Source organism: Acidovorax sp. LjRoot204, from assembly GCF_056175785.1.
Genome location: NZ_JBGFFF010000020.1, coordinates 15,304 through 35,749 on the forward strand (window position 1 = coordinate 15,304; position 20,446 = coordinate 35,749).

The 20,446-nt window shown below is 65.7% G+C and carries 18 protein-coding genes; 8 read left to right on the forward strand and 10 right to left on the reverse strand.

Annotation, left to right across the window (positions count from 1 at the left end):
- Positions 1-114 precede the first annotated feature (114 nt).
- The 3 genes from AC04MI_RS06275 (at position 115) to AC04MI_RS06285 (ending at position 6,177) form a co-directional block, all read left to right on the forward strand.
- Positions 115-1,842, forward strand: a complete 1,728-nt coding sequence (locus AC04MI_RS06275; RefSeq protein WP_476497375.1) for an acyl-CoA dehydrogenase family protein — start codon at positions 115-117, stop codon at positions 1,840-1,842.
- Between the two features lie 153 nt (positions 1,843-1,995).
- Positions 1,996-3,711 carry a tannase/feruloyl esterase family alpha/beta hydrolase gene (locus AC04MI_RS06280; protein WP_476497376.1) on the forward strand — a complete coding sequence of 572 codons (1,716 nt, stop codon included), beginning with the start codon at positions 1,996-1,998 and terminating at the stop codon, positions 3,709-3,711.
- A gap of 42 nt (positions 3,712-3,753) precedes the next feature.
- A complete protein-coding gene (locus AC04MI_RS06285; protein ID WP_436076983.1) occupies positions 3,754-6,177 on the forward strand; it encodes an AAA family ATPase in 2,424 nt (807 codons plus the stop codon).
- On the opposite strand, the gene AC04MI_RS06290 is transcribed toward AC04MI_RS06285, so the two are convergent.
- The 3 genes from AC04MI_RS06290 to pobA form a co-directional block, all read right to left on the reverse strand.
- The gene (locus AC04MI_RS06290; protein WP_436076570.1) at positions 6,149-6,337 is read right to left on the reverse strand and encodes a hypothetical protein; all 189 of its coding nucleotides are present in this window, start codon (positions 6,335-6,337) and stop codon (positions 6,149-6,151) included. The genes AC04MI_RS06285 and AC04MI_RS06290 overlap by 29 nt on opposite strands.
- Positions 6,338-6,397: 60 nt before the next feature.
- Complete coding sequence (locus AC04MI_RS06295) at positions 6,398-6,640, reverse strand: hypothetical protein (RefSeq protein WP_436076995.1); 243 nt, start codon at positions 6,638-6,640, stop codon at positions 6,398-6,400.
- A 336-nt stretch (positions 6,641-6,976) separates the two neighbouring features.
- Positions 6,977-8,149: a 4-hydroxybenzoate 3-monooxygenase gene (pobA, locus tag AC04MI_RS06300; RefSeq protein WP_436076571.1), complete on the reverse strand. Its 1,173-nt coding sequence runs from the start codon at positions 8,147-8,149 to the stop codon at positions 6,977-6,979.
- Positions 8,150-8,362: 213 nt separating this feature from the next.
- Here pobA and AC04MI_RS06305 point away from each other — a divergent pair, with 213 nt between their 5' ends.
- The 3 genes from AC04MI_RS06305 to AC04MI_RS06315 all read left to right on the forward strand — a co-directional run bounded on the left by AC04MI_RS06305 (position 8,363) and on the right by AC04MI_RS06315 (position 10,199).
- Positions 8,363-9,244: a helix-turn-helix domain-containing protein gene (locus AC04MI_RS06305; RefSeq protein ID WP_436076572.1), complete on the forward strand. Its 882-nt coding sequence runs from the start codon at positions 8,363-8,365 to the stop codon at positions 9,242-9,244.
- A gap of 110 nt (positions 9,245-9,354) precedes the next feature.
- Positions 9,355-9,732 (forward strand): VOC family protein, encoded by a 378-nt coding sequence (locus AC04MI_RS06310; protein WP_015012067.1) that lies wholly within the window; start codon positions 9,355-9,357, stop codon positions 9,730-9,732.
- Positions 9,733-9,770: 38 nt separating this feature from the next.
- Positions 9,771-10,199, forward strand: coding sequence for a VOC family protein (locus tag AC04MI_RS06315; protein ID WP_436076573.1), 429 nt, complete (start codon positions 9,771-9,773; stop codon positions 10,197-10,199).
- A gap of 8 nt (positions 10,200-10,207) precedes the next feature.
- Here the strand turns inward: AC04MI_RS06315 and AC04MI_RS06320 are convergent, their stop codons facing one another.
- The gene (locus AC04MI_RS06320; RefSeq protein WP_121941668.1) at positions 10,208-10,657 is read right to left on the reverse strand and encodes an Lrp/AsnC family transcriptional regulator; all 450 of its coding nucleotides are present in this window, start codon (positions 10,655-10,657) and stop codon (positions 10,208-10,210) included.
- Positions 10,658-10,758: 101 nt separating this feature from the next.
- Here AC04MI_RS06320 and AC04MI_RS06325 point away from each other — a divergent pair, with 101 nt between their 5' ends.
- Together AC04MI_RS06325 and AC04MI_RS06330 are read left to right on the forward strand one after the other, a co-directional pair.
- Positions 10,759-11,379, forward strand: coding sequence for a LysE family translocator (locus AC04MI_RS06325; protein WP_436076574.1), 621 nt, complete (start codon positions 10,759-10,761; stop codon positions 11,377-11,379).
- 101 nt (positions 11,380-11,480) lie between these two features.
- Positions 11,481-12,020 carry an EVE domain-containing protein gene (locus AC04MI_RS06330; protein ID WP_436076575.1) on the forward strand — a complete coding sequence of 180 codons (540 nt, stop codon included), beginning with the start codon at positions 11,481-11,483 and terminating at the stop codon, positions 12,018-12,020.
- 427 nt (positions 12,021-12,447) lie between these two features.
- On the opposite strand, the gene AC04MI_RS06335 is transcribed toward AC04MI_RS06330, so the two are convergent.
- The 6 genes from AC04MI_RS06335 to AC04MI_RS06360 form a co-directional block, all read right to left on the reverse strand.
- Positions 12,448-13,158 (reverse strand): hypothetical protein, encoded by a 711-nt coding sequence (locus AC04MI_RS06335; RefSeq protein WP_436076576.1) that lies wholly within the window; start codon positions 13,156-13,158, stop codon positions 12,448-12,450.
- A 160-nt stretch (positions 13,159-13,318) separates the two neighbouring features.
- Positions 13,319-17,086 carry a molybdopterin cofactor-binding domain-containing protein gene (locus AC04MI_RS06340; RefSeq protein ID WP_476497378.1) on the reverse strand — a complete coding sequence of 1,256 codons (3,768 nt, stop codon included), beginning with the start codon at positions 17,084-17,086 and terminating at the stop codon, positions 13,319-13,321.
- Positions 17,083-17,589, reverse strand: a complete 507-nt coding sequence (locus AC04MI_RS06345) for a (2Fe-2S)-binding protein (RefSeq protein ID WP_436076578.1) — start codon at positions 17,587-17,589, stop codon at positions 17,083-17,085. Before AC04MI_RS06345 ends, AC04MI_RS06340 begins: the two co-directional genes overlap by 4 nt.
- A gap of 17 nt (positions 17,590-17,606) precedes the next feature.
- Complete coding sequence (locus AC04MI_RS06350; protein WP_476497379.1) at positions 17,607-18,779, reverse strand: ABC transporter substrate-binding protein; 1,173 nt, start codon at positions 18,777-18,779, stop codon at positions 17,607-17,609.
- Positions 18,780-18,899: 120 nt separating this feature from the next.
- On the reverse strand, positions 18,900-19,625 hold the full coding sequence (pncA, locus tag AC04MI_RS06355) for a bifunctional nicotinamidase/pyrazinamidase (protein WP_476497380.1): 726 nt from the start codon (positions 19,623-19,625) through the stop codon (positions 18,900-18,902).
- A 75-nt stretch (positions 19,626-19,700) separates the two neighbouring features.
- Entirely contained in the window at positions 19,701-20,444 is a 744-nt protein-coding gene (locus AC04MI_RS06360; protein WP_056743121.1) for an ABC transporter ATP-binding protein, read from the reverse strand.
- Positions 20,445-20,446: the final 2 nt, after the last annotated feature.

Sequence of the window (20,446 nt, forward strand, 5' to 3'; positions counted from 1 at the left end):
GCCGCAGGTCCGGACTGGCACCCCAGTCCGGGCCGCCGCATGGCAAAAAATAGAAGAAACAGCCGCTAGCGCCCAACCATCAAGCGCAAACAGCTACTAATAAGAGAGCAAACCATGCAAGCCCGCCAGACCCTTGCCGACATCCAGCACCTGCTGACCACCGTGCTGAAGGCGCCCACGCGCTGGCAGGGCCTGGCGCCGTTTGCGGATACCGACGGCGACCTGGCGGCCCAGGTGCTCGACGAGGCGGCCAAGTTCGTGGACAGCGCCATCGCCCCGCTGCAGCGCAGCGGCGACGAAGAAGGCTGCCGCTTTGACGGTGGACGCGTGCACACCCCCGCAGGTTTTCGCGATGCGTACCAGGCCTTCTGGCAGGCGGGCTGGCCGTCGCTGTCTTGCGCGCCCGACGATGGCGGCCAGGGCCTGCCTGCGGTGCTGGAGTGTGTGCTGTTTGAATGGCTGGCCGGTGCCAACCACGGCTGGACCATGGCGCCCGGCCTGCTGCACGGCGCGTACGAATGCATCAAGCACCACGCCAGCAATGCCCTGAAGGCGCAGTACCTGGAGAAGGTCGCCACCGGCGAATGGCTGGCCACCATGTGCCTGACCGAAGCCCATGCGGGCAGCGACCTGGGAATGGTGCGCACACGCGGTGTGCCCCAGCCCGACGGCAGCGCGCGGGTGAACGGCAGCAAGATTTTTATCTCCGGCGGCGAACACGACCTGACGGACAACATCGTGCACCTGGTGCTGGCCCGCCTGCCCGATGCGCCTGCGGGGCCCAAGGGCCTGTCGCTGTTCCTGGTGCCCAAGATTCTTCAGGATGGAAGCCACAACGCCGTGGTCTGCGAGCGCATCGAAGAAAAGATGGGCCTGCACGGCAGCCCCACCTGCGTGATGCGCTTTGACGACGCCACCGGCTGGCTGGTGGGCGAGCCGAACAAGGGCCTGAACGCCATGTTCGTGATGATGAACGCCGCCCGCCTGCACGTGGGCCTGCAAGGCATCGGCCTGCTGGAAGCCGCGTGGCAAAAGGCCAGCACCTATGCGGCCGAGCGCCGCCAGATGCGCGCGCCCGGCGCCAAGGACACCAGCCTCATTCAAGACCACCCTGCCATCCGCCGCATCCTGCACACACAGCGCGCCTGGATCGACGGCGGCCGCGTGCTGGCCTACCACACGGCCCTGCAACTCGATGTGGCCAAACACAGCACCGACGCGGGTGAACGCGCCGCCGCGCAGCGCTGGTGCGCGCTGGTCACGCCCGTGCTCAAGGCTGCACTCACCGACCAGGCCTTCCACGGCGCCAGCGCCTGCCTACAGGTGTTTGGCGGCCACGGCTATGTGCGTGAATGGGGCATCGAGCAGATCGTGCGCGACGCGCGCGTGGCCATGATCTACGAGGGCACCAACGAGATCCAGGCCATCGACCTGCTGGTGCGCAAGGTGCTGSCCGAYGGCGGCCAAGGCCTGGCAACGCTGCTGACCACACTGCCCGGCGCAGCCCCCAGCGCCGCTGCCAGCGCACGCCGCCATGCCCTGGTGGAGATCACGCAGACCCTGGCGATTGCCGCCCAGTCCGACCCCGAGCTGCCCTACTGGGTGGCCGACGACTACCTGCGCGCCGTAGCGCTGGTGCTGCTGGAATGGGCCTGGGCCCAGATCGGCGCCGCACGCCCCCACCGCGCGGAACAATCCACGGCCGCCACAGACCGCTGGACCCCACCCGCCCAGGCCTTCGCCCAATGGGTGCTGCCCGAGTTCGATCTGCGCACCACCATCCTGCGCCAGCGCATTGCCCAGGCGTTTGAATTCAGGCCCCAGGAGGCCGCAAGCGCATGATTTATATGCACGAGCAGCTCCTGATTCAGTAGCAAAACACAAGCTTCATCCATCTCCCACCCACAGCGTGTTGAGGCCACGTTGCGGGGTTCCTTGCGCCTCAAAAAAACCACTGGAGACAACACCATGCGCTTGAAGATGAGAAGAAACCGGATGCGTGCCCACCACCCCCTGGCGATCTCGGCGGCGGCTGCTGCCTTGCTCATGGGCTGTGGCGGCTCGTCCGACGCCGCCCTGCCCCAGCTCTCCGCCGCCACACCGGCCACCCTGCAGTCGTGCGCCACGCTGGCCAGCAGCCTGGCGTTGCCCGACACGCGCATCACCTCGGCCGAACAGGTGCCCGCAGGCCCCATCACCGTGCAGGGCGTGACCACCCAGGCGCCCGCGCACTGCCTCGTCAAAGGCAAGATGAAAGAGCGCACCGGCCCGGTGGACGGCGCCAGCTACGCCATTGGTTTTGAAATGCGCCTGCCCGTGGAGTGGAACGGCCGCTTTCTGCACCAGGCCAACGGCGGCCTGGACGGTAGCGTGGTCACCGCGCTGGGCTCGGTCAGCGGCGCCGCACCCGTGGCACCCGGCCTGGTGCAAGGCTTTGCAGTGCTCAGTTCTGACGCAGGCCATGGCGCACCCACGCCCTTCTTTGGCGTGGACCCGCAAGCCCGGCTGGACTACGGCTACCAGGCCGTGGGCACCCTCACCCCCATGGCCAAGAACCTCATCAAGAGCGCCTACGGCAAGGCGCCCGACCGCTCGTACCTGGCCGGCTGCTCCAACGGCGGCCGCCACGCCATGGTGGGCGCATCGCGCTATGCCGACCAGTACGACGGCATCCTGGCGGGCAACCCCGGCTTTCACCTGCCCAAGGCCGCCACCACGCAACTGTGGAAAGCCCAGCAATACGCCAAGGTGTCCACCAAAGACGCCACCACCGGGCTGCCCGACCTGAACACCGCCGTGAGCCCGGCCGAGTTCAAACTCATCAGCAGCAAGATCGTCGCCAAGTGCGACGCGCTGGACGGCGTGGCCGACGGCCAGGTCAATGACGTGGCCGCCTGCCAGGCCGCCTTCAACCTGCAGACCGACGTGCCCWCCTGCASCGGCGCGCGCGACGGCAGCTGCATCACCAGCGAGCAAAAGGGCGTGCTGGCCAGCATCTTTGCGGGCCCCAAGAACAGCAAGGGCGAGGCGCTGTACACCGGCACTTGGTGGGACCCCGGCGTTGCGGGCGCCAACTTTGCATCGTGGCACTTTGGCGCGCCCGCCACGCGCGACGCAGGTGCAGTGGCCTTCATCTTCACGTCGCCCCCATCCAGCGTGGCCGCATTCACCGCCATCCCCGGCATGCAGTACGCGCTGAACTTCAGCATGGAGACCGACTACCCCAAGATGTTCGCCACCAACACCACCTACACCGAGTCGCCCTGGTCGTACATGACCCCGCCCAACGAAGCCGACCTGAGCGCCCTGAAGAACCGGGGCGCCAAGATGATCGTCTTCCACGGCGTGGCCGACGGCGTGTTCTCGCCCATGGACACCGCCAACTGGATGGACCGCCTGCAGGCCAACCACCGCGGCAAGGCCGACGCCTTTGCCCGCCTGTTCCTGGTGCCCGGCATGAACCACTGCTCCGGCGGCCCCGCCACCGACCAGTTCGACATGCTGGCCCCGCTGGTGGCGTGGGTGGAACAAGGCAAGGCCCCCGACAGCGTGACGGCAAAGGCACGCGGCGCAGGCGCCAACGTGGTCAACACCGAGCTGCCCGCCAGCTGGTCTGCCAACCGCACCCGGCCACTGTGCGTGTACCCCAAGGTGGCGCGTTACAACGGCACGGGGGATGTGGAGAGCGCAAGCAGTTTCAGCTGCAAGTGATGGCCACCTGAAAGTGGGAAGCCCGGCTTGTGCCGGGCTTTTTTGTTCTGCGCGCCACAGATCAAGACTAGATGGTTAGCGACGAGCTCAATCTCACAAGATTGTTACATTTCAAAGGCTTGCCACACATCTTCATGGGAGGAGCCAAGAAGTGTTAGAACGAATCATCAGCATCGAAAACGCGGTGTATTCAAAAGCGCCGTGCAGAAGGTCTCGACCCTCAAGAAACTTGCGCTCATATATGCCGATAACGCAAGAGGGAAGTCAACTCTATCCTCTGTATTGCTTGCCTGCGCGAACACCGATGCTGATGAACTGAAAAGCCGCAAAACATTTGGAAGCACCGCTGATCAGAAGGTCGTTATGCGCTTTTCCCCCCCTGGGACGGCGGCCTTCAATGCTGAGTTTTCAGCGGCGGGCTGGTCTGGGGCCAAGCCCAATCTACACGTCTTCAATCAGACCTTCGTTGAGAGAAACATCTACGCTCAGGGTGAAGTCCTGCCGGAGCAGCGCGAGTCGCTCTTAAACCTAGCATTGGGGCAAGCCGCCGTGGTGGAGCGTGCCAAATATGAACAGCTCGGAACAGCACAAAAGGAGTGCTCAACGAAGCTCGCTGCCGCTGAAGCTGCGCTGGCTGGGTATCGAGGCGAACTAAGTGTCGAGGAGTTCATTAGGCTAGAGTCACTTAAAGACGTTGAGGCTCAACTTGAGACGGTAGACAAGGAAATCAGCGAGGCTCGCGCCTCCTCGCGAATTGCAACCCGCTCGTCCTTCAGAACTGTTCCTGTCCCCTCGTTTGACCTGTCCGATATCGAAGAGGTCTTAGTTGGCTCATTCAGCAGTTTGGCTATCAAGGCCGAGCAGGAGGCCAAGGCACACTTTGCCAAGCACAACGGCGCCGAGACTGAGCGCTGGGTTGCCGAGGGGCTACGCCACATGCCTGATCAGGAGTGCCCCTTCTGTGGTCAGAAGACATCCGACGTGGATCTACTCAAGTCCTACAGAGAGTACTTCGACGGGGAATACACGGCACACCTGAGCCGTGTAGCGAACCTCCAGCTTGACATCAATCGCCAAGTGGGCGATAGACAACTCATTCAATGGGTAGGAACGCTTGAGGCGAACCAGAGCGTCGCGGAGTTATGGTCAGAAAGTCTAGAACTAGACCGACTTCCTCCCTTGGATTTGGAGGGAGCTAACGCGGTGCTGAAAGCTGCGAAGGCTACGCTGCGCGGCCTCGCTCAAGCAAAAGTTGACGCTCCCCACTCGACTATCGACATCTCAGCACTCGATGCTACGAAGGCCGCGCTTTCAAAGGTCGTGGAGCAGAGCGAAAGGTACAACAAAACAGTTGAAGCGCACAACCACAAGCTGGAGGAGTACAAGCGGAGAATGTCGGCGCCTAACGTGTCAGAGCTGGAGAAGAAACGCAAGGGACTCTTGATTCGTAAAAACCGATATGAACCAGATGCTATTGAGCGCGTAGAAGACTACAGGACAGCTCGCGAAGCTCACAAAGCTGCAGAGAAGGCAAAGAACGCAGCACGTGTTGAACTAGAAAAGGTAATGTCTGAGACCTTGACGAAGTTTCAGTCTGCAATCAACGACTGGCTCACCAAGTTTGCAGCACCATTCAAGGTCGAAAATCTGGCTACCACTTACGTCGGCGGACCGGCCCGTTCAGAGTACGTTCTCAGGGTTCGCGGTGCGACGGTGAAGGTTGGCCCCAGAGGCGGTGGCGACATGTCGTTCCATTCAGCTCTCAGTGAGGGCGATAAGCGAACACTGGCCTTTGCATTCTTCCTAGCAAAGCTCTTTGCAGACCCGAACAAAGCGGGCGCTGTCGTTGTGCTGGACGATGTATTCACGAGTCTTGACAAGCATCGTAGACACAACACTATCGAAGCCGTCCTTCGAATGCTCACTGAGTGCTCTCAGGTAATTGCGCTCGGGCATGACGCCCACTTCTTACGAGAGCTGAAGAAACGGGCCACGAAAAAAAACCTGGCTGAGTCGGTTGAACTTGCTCTGCAACGTGACGCGCAAGACCTCAGCTACTTAGACGGTAGCTTCGACCTTGATGACTACTGTAGTTCCGAGTACTACAAGCACTATGTTTTGGTGGAGCGATACATCGCTGCCGAGGCGGGTATCGACCGATTAGAGGTCGCTAAGGCTCTCCGCTTGCTAGTCGAAGGCCACTTACACCGTTGCTTCCCGAAGAAGTTCAAGGAAGGACAGACAGTGGGCGAAATGCTTGAGTTGGTCAGGACAGCCACAGCTCCCCATCCGTTAGTGAAGCTGCAACCGCTTCGCGCCGAACTTGTTAGCTTCAATGACTTTGCGTCAGCCTTTCATCACGATACTTCCGGTGGCTATCCGCGGAATGAGGTAACTGACGCTGAACTGCTTCCGTTTGCACAAGGCGCTCTAAGCTTCATTCAAGTGCGCAGCTTCCGACCGTAGACGCCAGATCCATGTCGTGCAGCTTCTGGTCATACGCCAGCGATTCGGGGACGGTGCGCGGCATGGTCGCCATGCCTCCACGAGAAGCGTGGGCCAGAGCCTTTTCGGAGTATTTATCGAGCCTCGCACGATCGCCGTTTTTCTGGTAGCGGACCACCATGGCGTGGTGCAGGTAGATAGAAGTCCGATGCTCCGCCGACCATCGCAGGGCGTTAGCTGCCTACTCCCCCGTGCCCGGCGTGCGTTCCGTTGGCATTGGCGATCTGCCGGCCTCTTCTTTCGCCTTCTTCCCTTGGTCGTGATGCCACTTGATGGCGTAGAACATGCAGGTACCAAACACGAGCACCTTGAAGGTGATGAAGACTATCGGGACCCAATCCATTTTTGATGGCTTTCCTAGTTGTTGATGGGCACCCGCTACCGGCCAGTGCACTGCCTCAAAACGCTGCGTCAGCAGCTTCATCGTGTTCAAGCCATCGTCGAATTGCACATCGACAGCACGGGGCCAATGATCTGAAAACTTGGTGTGATGCTATCGGGCCTGCTGTGCGGGCGTAAGCATCAGTTCTGCCTAAATTTTCCGTAGCAGATGGCAATTGCCGTGCAGGGCGGCTGCATGGAAAGCGGAGTTGTCATGAGGGCCGCATGGAGCCGCAATGCGCAGGCCGTAGGGTGCGCCGCGTGAGCAGACGGAGCGCCGATTGCGAGCAACGCCAACTAGGCATCCCCATAAGAAAAAGCCTGCATGAGAGAACCCCATGCAGGCCTTGGATTGGGCGGCAGCGCTACTGCCAGGCGCTCAGAACGGCAACCCCACGTAGTTTTCTGCCAGCGAGCCGAGCGCCTTCTCGGACGAGAAGAGGTACGCCAGGTCCGTGTCCTGCAGCTTCTGGTCGTAGGCCAGCGACTCGGGGAAGGTGTGCAGCATGGTCGTCATCCACCACGAGAAGCGCTGGGCCTTCCACACGCGGGCCAGGGCTTTTTCGGAGTATTTGTCGAGGCCGGTGCTGTCGCCATCCTTGTAGTGCGCCACCATGGCGTGGTACAGGTAGTAGATGTCGGACGCCGCGCTGTTCAGGCCCCGTGCGCCGGTGGGCGGCACAATGTGGGCGGCGTCACCCGCCAGGAACAGGTTGCCGTAGCGCATGGGCTCAGCCACGAAGGAGCGCAGGGGGGCGATGGACTTTTCGATGGATGGGCCGGTGGTGAGCTGTGCGGCCACCTCGGCGGGCAGGCGGCGTTTCAGCTCGGCCCAGAAGGCTTCGTCAGACCAGTCTTCCACGTTGTCGGTCAGCGGCACCTGGATGTAGTAGCGGCTCAGCACCTGCGAGCGCAGCGAGCACAGCGCAAAGCCGCGTTCGTGCTTGGCGTAGATCAGCTCGGGCGAGACGGGCTTGGTGCGCGAGAGCACGCCCAGCCAGCCGAAGGGGTAGACCTTTTCATACTCTTTGAGCACGTCGCGCGGAATGGACTTGCGGCTCACGCCGTGGAAGCCGTCGGCGCCGATGACGAAGTCGCAGTCGATGCGCACCACCTCGTCGCCACTGCGGTAGGTCACATACGGGTTGGCGCTTTTCAGGTCGTGCGGCTGCACGTCTTCGGCGTTGTGGATGACGATGCCCTTCATGCGGTCGCGTGCTTCGTACAGGTCGCGCGTCAGCTCGGTCTGGCCGTAGACCACTACGGAGCTGCCGCCGCTGTACTTGTGCAAATCGACCCGGTTCATTTGGCCGTCGTGGGCAATGATGAAGCCGTCGTGGATCTCGCCTTCACGGTCCATGCGCTCGCCGCACTGGGCTTCGCGCATCAGCGCGGCAAAGCCATGCTCCAGCACGCCGGCGCGGATGCGGCCCAGCACGTATTCACGGCTTTGGCGCTCCAGCACGATGGTGTCGATGCCCTTGAGGTGCAAGAGCTGCGAGAGCATGAGGCCCGAGGGGCCTCCGCCGATGATGCAAACCTGGGTTTTCATGGTGTCTCCTTTGTGGCGAGCGACTCACAAAACTCCCCTGGCGTTGTTGTCCCGCCTTGCCGTACTACTTGTACTGTCTGCGGCAGGACGCCTGGCCAGGGCGCTTCGCTGAGTTGTGTGAGCCGCTCTGTTGGGTTGATGACATGGGTCAAAACGACCACCCAAAGATACGTGGCACAGTCGCCGCGTTGAATGGACGGATGGAGCCAGAACATGCACTTTTCGAACATCGGAACCATCCACTCGTACAGCCTGTTCGGCGAGTCGCAGCACCTGCCCGATGTGCTGCACTGCGAGACGATTGCCGAGCGGTCGGCGCTGCACGACTGGGAGCTGGCGCCGCACCGGCACACGCGGCTGCACCAGGTGCTGCTGATCACCTCGGGCGGGGGCGTGGCGCACCTGGATGGCGAGCGGATTGCGCTGTTTGCCGGGGCGCTCATCAACGTGCCGCAGGGGCATGTGCACGCATTCCGCTTTACGCAGCACACGCAGGGCTGGGTGGCCACGCTGGCGGATGAATTGATGGACGAGATTTTTGTGCGCGTGGGCGATGTGCGGCGCGACCTGGCGCGGCCCGCTGTGGCGCCTGCGCCGCCAGAGCTGCACCAGGCCATGGGCCAGGTCTGGCAGGAGTTCTCGGGCCGTGCCAAGGCGCGTGCGCTGGTGCTGCGGGGCCTGAGCGCCACGCTGCTGGGCTGGGTGGCGCGCGCGATGGAAGAGCACAGCCCGGACGACACCCACGCGCCAGAGTCCAGCCTGGTGCAGCGGCTGGAGGCGCTGATCGAGGCGCATTTTCTGGAGCACTGGCAGGTGGCCGACTACGCGCGGGCGCTGGCGGTGTCGCCCACGCACCTGAGCCGCGTGGCGCGTGCTGCCACGGGCGTGTCGGCCCAGCGGCTGATTGAGGCGCGCCTGATGCGCGAGGCGCGGCGCAACCTGGCCTACACCCACCTGGGCGTGGCCACCATTGCCTACACGCTGGGCTATGCCGACCCGGCGTACTTCACCCGCGCCTTCACGCGCGATGCGGGGCTGTCACCGCGTGCGTTTCGGGCGCAGGTGGCGGCGTCAGCGCCCGCTCCGGCAATGTGATGCGGGGTGACAGGCTGCTGACACTCCGCTGTCAGCAGCCCCCGCTCACCATCGGGGCTTCGTTTGTTTGTCTGTTCGTTGATTCTTTCTTTCACACACAAGGAGCCCCCATGAAAAATGCCATCGCCTGGTTTGAGATCCCCACCACCCAGCTGGACCGCGCCCAGGCCTTCTACGAAGCCGTGCTGGGCCAGCCCATGCGCCGCGAGAACATGGGCCCGAGCGAAGGCGCCGTGTTTGCCTACGACCCCGAAGCCGATGGTGCAGGCGGCGCGCTGATGATGGGCCCCACGGCGCCCCAGGTGTCGGGCAGCGGCACGCTGGTGTACCTGGACGCATCGCCCTCGCTCGACGCCGCGCTGGACCGCGCGGTGGCCCAGGGCGGCCGCGTGGCCCTGCCGCGCCAGGCGCTGCCGCCGGGAATGGGCTTCTTTGCGCACATCCATGACCTGGATGGCAACCGCGTGGGTCTGCACGCGCTGGCTTGAAGCCAGAACGCACCGACGGTCTACGAAAGGAGCACAGCATGGAAGCGCAAGAAATCCACCGGGGCAGGCTGTTTGACCATGTGCAACTGGTCGTGCGCGACCTGGCGGCCAGCCAGGCCTTCTACACGGCGGTGCTGCAGGCCCTGCAGGTGCCCATGGGCGGGGCGGACGAAGGCTACTTCTGGGCCGACGAGCTGTTTGTGTCGTCGGCCGACAGCCCTGCCGCGCAGGGCCACCTGACAGGCCGCCACCACCTGGCGTTTCAGGCCCGGGACCGGGCGATGGTGGATGCGTTCTACCAAGCTGCGCTGGCCCACGGCGGCACCGACAACGGCGCGCCGGGCGAGCGGGCTTACCACCCCGGCTACTACGCCGCCTTTGTTCTGGACCCGGATGGCAACAACATCGAGGCGGTGTTCCATGGCGACGCGCAGCGCAGTGCGGCGTCGGTAAAGATCACGTTCTGAGGGGTGGGTCAGCCCGCCTCCGGGCGGGCCAGGCCGCGCAGCGGGATGGGAGTGGAGAACACGATGGACGTGCGTGTTTCGCCATAGCCGTTGATGTCGCCCAGAAAGCGCTCCAGATCGGGCAGATCGCGCGCCACGACCTGCATCACATACGAGTCGTTGCCGCTGACGTGGTGGCATTCGAGCACCTGGGGCGACTGGCGCAGCTTGTCGATCAGCGCCTTCTTGCCGGGCTGCGGCACGTTGATGCCCACCACGGCGCGCACGCCGTAGCCGACCTTGGCGGGGTCGATGTCGGCATGCACGCCACGCACCACGCCCACTTCCTGCAAACGCCGCAGACGCTCCAGCGTGGCGGGCACTGACAGGCCCACGGCCTCGGCCAGTTCCTTGAGCGAGGCGCGGCCATCGGCCTGCAGCGCGCTGATCAGGCGCCAGGCTTTGTCATCGACTTCCATACAAGCCTTTATCGGTTGGCACAGAAAAAAGCGAAACCTAAATCTGGATTCGCCGAATTTTCTGCATTCTCCACCGCCAGACGCCGCCCTAGCATCGGTGCATGGACTTCACTTCAATCACCGTGTTTCTGCAAGCCGCCGTCATCGGCGTGCTCATTGCGGCCCCTGTGGGCCCCATTGGCCTGCTGACGATGCAACGCACCCTGGAGCGGGGCCTGGCAGCCGGGCTGGCCACCGGCCTGGGCGCGGCTGCGGCCGATGCGGTGTATGGCGCCGTGGGCGCTTTCAGCGTGCGCTGGCTCATCGATGGGCTGACGCAGGCCAGGACGCCGCTGGCGCTGGGCGGCGGCGCACTGCTGCTGGTGCTGGCCTGGCGCACCTGGCACGCGCCCGTGGCCCACACCGCCGCCCCGGCGCGCGATGCGCGGGGCCTGCTGGGCCTGGCGGCAGGCACATTTGCGCTGACGCTGGCCAACCCGGCCACCATCGTGTCGTTCATTGCGGTGTTTGGCTCGCTGGGCGGCGGCCGGCCCAACCTGCCGTCGCCGCTGTGGATGGTGGCGGGCGTGCTGGTGGGTTCTGCCGCCTGGTGGCTGCTGCTGACCGGCGCGATTGCCTACCAGCGGCAGCGCTTTACGCCCGCCTGGCGCCAGCGCATCAACCGGGCATCCGCCCTGCTGCTGGGCGGGTTTGCGTTGTGGCAGTGGGGGCAGTTGGTCTGAGGCTTGTACGGTGCTGACAGGGATGCTGCAAAGGTACTGACACTGTGGTGTCAGCAGCAGGCCAGCACCATCGGTGGCTTCTTTGACCCGGAGCTATTCTCATGACCGACGCCGTGCTGCAACACCCCCTTTGGCCGGATGCCGCGCCTGCGCGCAGCGACATGCCTGTTTTGGCAGCGACCTCTGCGGCCGCCACGCGCCGCAACTGGATCGCCGTGGCCTGCGCCCAGCACGCCCGCCGGGGCTGCGCCACGCCGGGCGCGGGCTACATGCAGGTGTGCCATGGCAAGGTGGCGCCGCTGCAGCGCATACGCCCCGGCGACCGCGTGGCGTACTACGCGCCCACCGTCACGATGGGCGGCAAGGACCGGCTGCAGGCGTTTGTCTCCATCGGCATCGTGTTGCCGGGCGCGCCGTATGCGTTTGACATGGGCGGTGGGTTTGTGCCGTCGCGGCGGGATGTGGCCTATGTGCCTGCACGTGAGGCGGCGATTGCGCCGCTGCTGGACGCGCTGGAGTTTGTGGACGACCGCCAGCGCTGGGGCAGCAAGTTCCGCTTTGGGTTGTTTGCCGTGAGCGACGGCGACATGCGCCTGATTGCGCAGGCGATGCAGGCCGAGCTGCAGTCACTACATTTTTGATAGCTATTCAGGCAATCAGCACTAGCGCATCCGGCCCAAAAGGCTTCAAGAGAATCGCAAACAGCCCCGTGGGGCCCTCGAACAGCCGCAGGCAGGCGTCAGCACACCGCCATCAGCGTGTCCACCACCCGGCGTTGGGCGGCGGTCAGGGCGGCATAGCCTTCACGCAGCAGTCGCAGCACGATCGCGTGGATTTCAATTTCGCTAGCGGGCATGGTCTTCTCCTTGAACGGCAACAGTGGGCGGCCGCCGCAGGGGCTGGCCGATGACATGGGCGCCAGCCACGACAAAAAGAGGCGGGCGACCGGGCCTGCCCCACCATGGACCAAGCCCCGATGCCACTGTGCCGAGGAGGCGGCGCAGGCGGTGGCGCAATAAACGGGGAAGTTCGCGGCCTTTTTCGCGCGCCGCTCTACAAGCAAAAAGCCTAAGGCGAGGTGGCCCCGGGCACGTAGGCGTCGATGACCGGTGGCTCGCTGTCCCCCGCAGCGGTGCGGGCCAACTTGAACCAGGTCCAGGTCTCCACATCGGGCGCGTCGTAGCTGCCGTAGGACTGCCCACCCCACGAGAAGTACGAGCCCTTGTTGCCCGTGCTGACGGTGCGCTTGCCCACGGCCAGCCCGCCATCCTTGAGCAGCGCCAGCCTGAAACCCTGCAGCACGCCCGAGGCCCCAGGCTCCTTGTCCGGCGACACGGTCTGCGGGACCAGGTCGAGCATGCCGGAGCTGCAGCGGGCCTGCGCGCCGCTGTAGGTGACGAGGCTCCACTGCCGGGTGAGCGAGGTGCGCACGTTGCGCGCGCGGTTGACGGTGCGCGTGCGCAGCGTGGTTTCGCCGCGCTGCTGCTGCACCCAGACCTGCATCTCGGCCGAGCCGGTGAAAAACGGCAGGCTGCCCCGCACACCACCGGGCTCCACCGGCGGCCAGGCGTACACCCCTTGCAAGGACGGGCAGCCGAACCAGCTGCTCTGCACGGGGCCAAACGCCGGGGGCGGCTTGGGCGACCCCTGCACATCCGGCCCGCAGGCCGTGAGGGCCAGGCAACACAGGGCCAGCGTTGCGGCGCCGCCGATGCGCTGCACACGCCGGTGCGGGGTGCGCAAAGCGCTGTGCGATGGCAAGGGAGCGGCAGCTGTCATGGTGTCAGGGCGTGGTGAAGCCCGATTGTCGGGCCGAACACTGCACCTACGGTCGCTCTATTTTTGATAGCAGATTGCGCATATTCCACTAGCGCCTCAGCACCACAAGGCTCCAAAACCGTGCTGACGATCGCCCAGAGGGGCCTGCGAGATCGTCAGGCTACGGATGTGCGGGCCCCGCCCGCACACGGGCCAGCGCCTCGGGCACATCGCGCCACGCCGGGCGGCCCGGTGCGTAGCGCTGGCGCATGTAGCCCGCCAGCTCGGTGATCTGCGCGTCGCTGAGCGCGTGGCCAAATCCGGGCATGAAGCCGATGTCCCGCGCGGCGGGCTCTCGGATGCCGTGCACGATGACCTGCAGCAGGTTGTCGGGCCGGTCGCTGTGCAGGTTGCTGTTGAGCGCCAGGGGCACGTTCACGCCCAGCAGGCGCGGGCCGTCGCCGTCGTGGTGGCAGGCGGCGCAGGCACCGTCGAACAGCCGCTGGGCCTGGCCGGGCTGCGGGGCCAGCGCAGCGGCCTGGGCCACAGCGGTTTGGGCGCGCTGCTGCGGGTCAGACACTGGCAGGGTGGCTGGCTGGGTAGCCACGTCCTTACCGGTGAACGAGGCCAGGTAGCCCGCCATGGCGCGGATGTCTTCGTCCGGCAAGTGGGCCAGCTCGCGCACCACAGGCGCCATTGGGCCGGAGGCGCTGCCGTGCTGCGGGCTGTGGCCGTGGCGCAGGTAGCCATACAAAGAATCGGCCGTCCAGGGCACGGGCGCCTTCGACAGGCCGGTGAGCGCAGGCGCCTCCCAGCCATCCACCATGGTGCCCGAGAGGAACGCAGCCCCGCCCAGCTCGGCGCCCAGCGCATTGCGCGGCGTGTGGCAGGCGCCGCAGTGGCCCACGCCCTGCACCAGGTAGGCGCCGCGGTTCCATTCGGGCGGGCGGGTCGGGTCGGGCTTGAACGGGGTCGCGTCGTGGAACAGCGCGTTCCAGCCCGCCATGAGGGGGCGCACGCTGAACGGGAAGGTCAACTCGGTCTTCGGCACCTCGGCCCGCACGGCGGGCTGCGCCATGAGGTAGGCGTACAGCGCGGTGAGGTCGTCGTCGCTCATCTTGGCGAACGACGTGTACGGGAACGCGGGGTACAGGTGTTTGCCGTCGCGCGAGATGCCTTCGCGCATGGCGCGCTGGAAGGCGCTGAAGGACCACTGGCCGATGCCCGTCTCGGCGTCGGGCGTGAGGTTGGTGGTGTAGACCTTGCCGAAGGGCGTTTCCATGGCGCGGCCGCCCGTGTTGAGCGTGCCGCCGGGGGCGGTGTGGCACACCACGCAGTCGCCCGCAGCGGCCAGCAGGCGGCCCCGCTCGATGGTGGCGGCGTTGTAGACCGATGCACCCGCCGTCTGCACCACGGGCGCGATGGAGGGGCGCCAGCCCAGCAGCGCGGCGCCCATGGCGATGCCACCAGCGGCCAGGGCCAGGGCGCGCGCCCAGGCGCTGCGCTGGGTGGGCCATGTGGCGCTGGCGGGCACGGTGGGTGCGGGCAGCTCCAGCGTGGGCAAAACCTCGGCCTGCTCGGTGGGTGCGGTGCTGCCTGCAGCCGCCTCGCCTGCGCCGCCGGGCAAGGGGTTGAGCCCGGCGCGCACCACCTCGGGCGTGAACGGCGGCGCGCGAAAGCGCACGCCCGTGGCGTCAAAAATCGCGTTGGCAATCGCTGCCGTGCCCGGCACGGACGACGACTCGCCCGAGCCCAGCGGCGCCTCGTCCTGCCGGGGCATGTGCATGACCTCGATSACCGGCACSTCGCGGAARYTSAKGATSGGGTAGCTGCCCCAYTCGCGGTTGTCCACGGCCTGCTTGACGGGCTCGAACGTCACCTGCTCCTTGAGCGCGCGGCTGGTGGTCTGCAGCACGTTGCCGTGCACCTGCTGCTCCACACCGGCGGGGTTCACCATCAGGCCCGCATCGTGCCCCACCACCACGCGGCGCACATGCACCTCGCCGGTCCTTTTGTTGACCTCCACATCGGCCACCCAGGCCGCCCAGGCGGCACCAAAGCCGGGCCATTTGCTGTGGATGTAGCGGGCGTAGGCAAAACCCTGGCCTTGGACCCACTCACCTTTGTTGTCACCCTCCAAGGGGCGCTGCTGCGGGCCGGTGCGGCGAATCCAGCCCGCCTTTTCGGCCGTGGCCTGCACCAGCTCGGCAGCGCGCGGGTCGTTCAGCAACTGCAAGCGAAACTGCACCGGGTCCACGCCCGCCGCTGTCGCCAGCTCGTCCACATAGGATTCGTGCGCAAACGAATTGGGCAGGGCCGACACGCCCCGCAACCACGATGCGCGCACGATGGGCGGCATGTCGTTGACGGCCACGCGCAGGTTGTCGTACTGGTAGGGCGGGCGCGCGGTGCGGTCGCCCATCTCGTAGGCCTGGGCCACGGGCTCGATGGTGCGGGTGAGCAGCAGGGCCAGCGTGGGCGCGCCGTTGGACGGGTAGGACGTTTCAAAGTCGTACGCCGCCACGGTGCCATCGGCCTTGAGCCCGCCGCGCACCTGCATGAGCTGCGCCGTGCCCTTGGGCTCCCACAAATGCTCCTGCTCGCGCGTGAGCTGCACGCGCACCGGCGCACCGACGGCGCGCGAGAGCAGCGCGGCATCGGCCGCCACATCGTCGGCGCCGTTGCGGCCGTAGCAGCCYGCMGCYTCCATGCGGATGAGGTCGATGTCCACATCGGGCAGGCCCATCAGGCGGGCCAGGTCGGCGCGCAGCACATGGGGGTTTTGCGTGCCGGCCCACACCGTCATGCGCTGGCGGCCCGTGCTGTCATCACTGCGCCATTCGGCCACCGCGCACGATGGGCCGATGGAGCCATGCATCTGGTAGGGCCATACATAGGTGCGCGGCATGGGCTGGCCGTCGGCAGACAGCGCGGCCAGGGCGCCATCCACATCGCCCTCGTCCACCAGGCGGCGCTGCGTGGCGGGGTTGGCGCGGATGGCTTGTTCCAGCGCCTCGGCGCTGTCCTGGCGCGGGAAGCCAGGCCAGTCCTTCCAGTGCACTTTCAGCTCGCGCAGGGCTTGCTCGGCCTGTTCCTCGCGCTCGGCCACGATGCCCACRAAGTCGCGGATCACSACCACSGCGCGRATGCCGGGGATGTGCGCGATGGACTGCTGGTCCACCGATTCGAGCGTGTTGCCGATGAAGTCGCCATGGTCGGCCCCCGCATACGGCGGGCGCACCACRCGGCCRTGCAGCATGCCGGGCACGCGCATGTCGTGCACRAACACCAGCTCGCCGCTGACCTTGGCGGGGATGTCCACACGCGGCACGGACTGGCCGACCACGGTGTAATCAGCCGCCGCCTTGGTGGGCGTGGCATCCACCAGCTCCAGCGTGGTGTGTGCGCCCGCCAGCAGCGTGCCGTAGGCCACGTGGCGCGACGGGTCTGCAGTGAGCTGCACCACACCCGCACGCACCTGCAGTGCCTCCACCGACACGCCCAGCCGCTCTGCGGCCTGCGCTACCAGCCAGTGGCGTGCCTGCGCGGCAGCGGTGCGCAGGGGCTTGGCGTGGATCTGGATGGATGCACTCGCGATGGTGGCGCCCTGGTTGGGCGCGCGTGTGGTGTCGCCCAGCACCATGTTCACCTGCGCCAGCGGCACGTCGAGTTCTTCGGCCACGATCTGCGCGAGGGCGGTGCGGATGCCGGTGCCCAGGTCCACATGGCCGTTGAGTGCGGTCACGCTGCCGTCGTCCCACACGGCGATCAGGATCTCCACGCCCTCGGCCGGGTTGCCCGCCACGAGCGCGGGCTGGCCCTTGACGGGCCGCGGTGCAGGCGGCGGGTTGCGCACCACCAACAGCACGCCCTGGGCGGCATGGAAGTCGGCGCGGGTGAGCGGGCTGTGGGAGCGCAGAGGCGCGGCGTTGTCAGGTGTGGCGCTCATGCCTGGGCCTCGCGCATCAGCTGGGCCGCGCGCAGCACGGCGCGGATGATTTCGACATGCGTGCCGCAGCGGCACAGGTTGCCCGACAGCTCGCGGCGCACGGCGGCTTCATCGGGGTCTGGATTGCGCTCCAGCAAGGCCACGGCCATCATCACCATGCCGCTCAGGCARTAGCCGCACTGCGCGGCCTGCTCATCCACAAAGGCTTGCTGCACCGGGTGAAGTCCCTCGGTAACGCTGCAACGCCGGGGCAACCCCTCCAGCGTGGTCACCTCGCGGCCTGCCACGCCCTGCGCCGGGATCACGCAGGCCCGCGCGGCAATACCATCCACCAGAACCGTGCAGGCACCACACTGCCCCAGGCCACAGCCGTATTTGGGGCCGTTGAGCGACAAGTCGTTGCGCAGCACGTGCAGCAACGTGGCGCTGGCCAAAGTGCTTTGCGGCAGGGCAAACGGCTGGCCATTAACGACGACCGGGGAGAGTGAAGCGGGCGCGTGCATGTCTCGGTGGTTTTTTCTCAGCGTCGCAGCGACCCGCTGCGCGTGTACATCTCCAGGTCCACAAAGTTGGAGCCATTGTGGTTGCCCGGGCCGTACACCAGCGGAAAGTCGCCGATCTTGGTGGTGCCCATGTCTTCCATGGCCTTGATGAAGCCTTCACGCGTGAGCGCTTTGCCTGCGCGCTTGAGGCCCTCCACAAACACGCGCGCGGCGATATAGCCCTCCAGCATGGTGTAGCTGTCGATCTTCTCGCCTGCATCCGCGCGGTCCTTGCGGTAGTCGGCCACGATGGCCASGCGSMYGGCCTGCGGCGAGGGCACGATGCTGGCCGTGACCAGCCCTTCGATGCCGCCGTTCAGGCGCTGGGCAGACCCCGGTGCGTCAGTGATACCCACCGAGATGGTGTACAGCGGCGACGCCGCGCCCGCCGCCCGGTAGTCACGCAGGAACACCTCCACCATCTTGCCCGCCATGATCATCACCACCGCGCCCGGCTGGGCCTTGGTGAGCTGCGCCACCTGGGGCTTGGCGTCGGTGGCGGCGATCTCCATGGGCACGGAATCGACCACCTTGACCTTCAGGCCCTGGGCGATCTGCAGGCAGGTGTCGAGGTTGGATTTGCCAAACGCGCTGTTCTGGTAAATGACGGCGATGTTGTTGATGCCCAGCGTGGCGAGGTGGCCCACGATCTTGCGCAGCTCGGTCTCGTAGCTGGCGCGCACGTGGAACAGGTAGCGGTTGTGTGTGGTGCGRAACGAGGTGGTGCCCACCAGCGGCGCGAACATGGGCACGCCCGCCTTCTCTGCCAGGGGCATGGCGGCGATAAGGTTGCCGGTGGCCACATAGCCGATCAGGGCGAAGACCTTGTCTTCGTCAATGAGCTTGGCCGTGTTCTCGGCGGTCTTCTTGGGCTCGTACGCGTCATCGTGCGACACCAGCTCCAGCGTGCGCCCCTGCACGCCGCCGGTCTTGTTCACCTTGTCGAACGCCAGCGCAATGCCCGCCTTGTAGTCCACTCCGAAATCCTTGGCCGGACCGGTGAACACGGCCGACTGTCCCACCTTGATGCGGGTGTCCGTCACCCCGGTCTCGGCAGCAGCCGGGCCCGCGGCCCCCAGAGCAGCGGCGGCCAGGGCCGTCAGCACCACACGGCGGTCGATGCTGCCCTCCTCCATCCCACGACATTTCATGAAACGCTCCTTACATCAAAGGCGCAAGTTTCCCTGCAAGCGGAGCGGCTGCGCAACCATTTCTGCGGGGTGTTGTGAATCCGTCAAACCCCGGCGCCGAAGCGCCGGGGTGGGGCGCCATCAGGCGACATCGATGTCGCTGGACTGGATGCGTTTGACGCCCTTGGCCTTCATGTTTTTCCAGGCCGCATCGAGCGATCCGTTGAGGTCGATGGCGCGGGTCGCATCTTCGACCACATAGGTTTCGAAGCCCAGGCGTTTGGCGTCCAGCGCSGTCCASGCCACGCAGAAGTCGGTGGCCAGSCCSGYSACAWAKACSGTCTTGATGCCRCGCTGCTTGAGGTAGCCSSCCAGGCCGGTGGMGGTCTTGCGRTCGGCCTCYTCAAAGGCSGAGTAGCTGTCCACATGCTGGTGAAAGCCCTTGCGCAGGATCACCTGGGCCTTGGGCACCTGGAGATCCTTGTGCAGGGCGGCATCGTCGGTGCCCTGCACGCAATGGTCGGGCCACAGCACCTGCTGGCCGTAACTCAGCTTGGTGGTTTCAAACGGCTTCTTGCCCGCGTGAGCACTGGCAAAAGAGGCGTGGCCCTGGGTGTGCCAGTCCTGCGTGACCACCACGTTTTCAAACGCTGTGGCAATGCGGTTGATGACGGGCACCACCTCATCCCCCTTGGCCACGGGCAGCGTGCCGCCGGGGACAAAACAGTTCTGCACATCGACCACGATGAGCGCCGCTCGCTCACCGGGTTTGATCTTGCCTGCCGCCCAGCTGGCGGGGAAGCTGGCCCCGGCCACGGTAAGCGCGGCCGATTGAAGAAGAAAGCGACGACGTTGCGCAGTTTGCATGGTGAACACTCCGGTTGGGAACGCACTGACACATCGGCCATGGCCCGGTAGGGCCAGGGCCGGGGAACTTCTGCTTCACACGCTGAGGTAGGCGCGCCGCACCTCTTCGTTGGCGGCCAGCTCTTCCATGCTGGCCTGGTAACGGATCTGGCCCTTTTCGAGCACATAGGCGCGGTCGGAGACCAGCTCGGCAAAGTGCATGTTCTGCTCGGACAACAGGATGCTCACGCCCTGCTCTTTCAGCTCCAGGATCATGTGCGCCATCTGCTCCACGATGACGGGCGCCACACCTTCGGAGGGCTCGTCCAGCAGCACCAGATAGGGGTTGCCCATGAGCGTGCGGGCCACGGTAAGCATCTGCTGCTCGCCACCGCTCATGCGCCCACCGGGGCGCTGGGGCATCTCGCCCAGGTTGGGGAAGAGCTTGAACAGGCGCTCGGGCGTCCACACCGGGGCGGCTGTGCCGTCGGGCCAGGTGCGGGCGGGTTGGCGGCCCACTTCCAGGTTCTCCATCACCGTGAGGTCGGTGAACACGCGGCGGTCTTCGGGCACAAAGCCCAGGCCCAGGCGGGCAGCGTCGTGCGGGTCGGTTCTGGACAGGTCCTTGCCCATGAACTGGATACTGCCCTTGCGCTTGGCCAGCATGCCCATCAGCGTCTTGAGCGTGGTGGATTTGCCTGCGCCGTTGCGGCCCATCAGCGCAACCACTTCGCCCCGGCGCACGTCCAGGTCCACGTCGTACAGGATTTGCGCGGCACCGTACCAGGCCTGCAGGCCCTTGGCCTGGAGCAGCAGTTCTTTGGGGTTGTGGGTCGTCATGG

Excerpts from the sequence above, each read along its gene's own strand:
- AC04MI_RS06320 (WP_121941668.1), bottom strand. The coding sequence starts at position 10,657 with ATGGAAGTCGATGACAAAGCCTGGCGCCTGATCAGCGCGCTGCAGGCC.
- AC04MI_RS06290 (WP_436076570.1), bottom strand. The coding sequence starts at position 6,337 with ATGGTGGTCCGCTACCAGAAAAACGGCGATCGTGCGAGGCTCGATAAA.
- AC04MI_RS06360 (WP_056743121.1), bottom strand. The coding sequence starts at position 20,444 with ATGACGACCCACAACCCCAAAGAACTGCTGCTCCAGGCCAAGGGCCTG.
- AC04MI_RS06325 (WP_436076574.1), top strand. The coding sequence starts at position 10,759 with ATGGACTTCACTTCAATCACCGTGTTTCTGCAAGCCGCCGTCATCGGC.
- AC04MI_RS06335 (WP_436076576.1), bottom strand. The coding sequence starts at position 13,158 with ATGACAGCTGCCGCTCCCTTGCCATCGCACAGCGCTTTGCGCACCCCG.
- AC04MI_RS06295 (WP_436076995.1), bottom strand. The coding sequence starts at position 6,640 with ATGAAGCTGCTGACGCAGCGTTTTGAGGCAGTGCACTGGCCGGTAGCG.
- AC04MI_RS06315 (WP_436076573.1), top strand. The coding sequence starts at position 9,771 with ATGGAAGCGCAAGAAATCCACCGGGGCAGGCTGTTTGACCATGTGCAA.
- AC04MI_RS06305 (WP_436076572.1), top strand. The coding sequence starts at position 8,363 with ATGCACTTTTCGAACATCGGAACCATCCACTCGTACAGCCTGTTCGGC.
- AC04MI_RS06330 (WP_436076575.1), top strand. The coding sequence starts at position 11,481 with ATGACCGACGCCGTGCTGCAACACCCCCTTTGGCCGGATGCCGCGCCT.
- AC04MI_RS06310 (WP_015012067.1), top strand. The coding sequence starts at position 9,355 with ATGAAAAATGCCATCGCCTGGTTTGAGATCCCCACCACCCAGCTGGAC.
- pobA (WP_436076571.1), bottom strand. The coding sequence starts at position 8,149 with ATGAAAACCCAGGTTTGCATCATCGGCGGAGGCCCCTCGGGCCTCATG.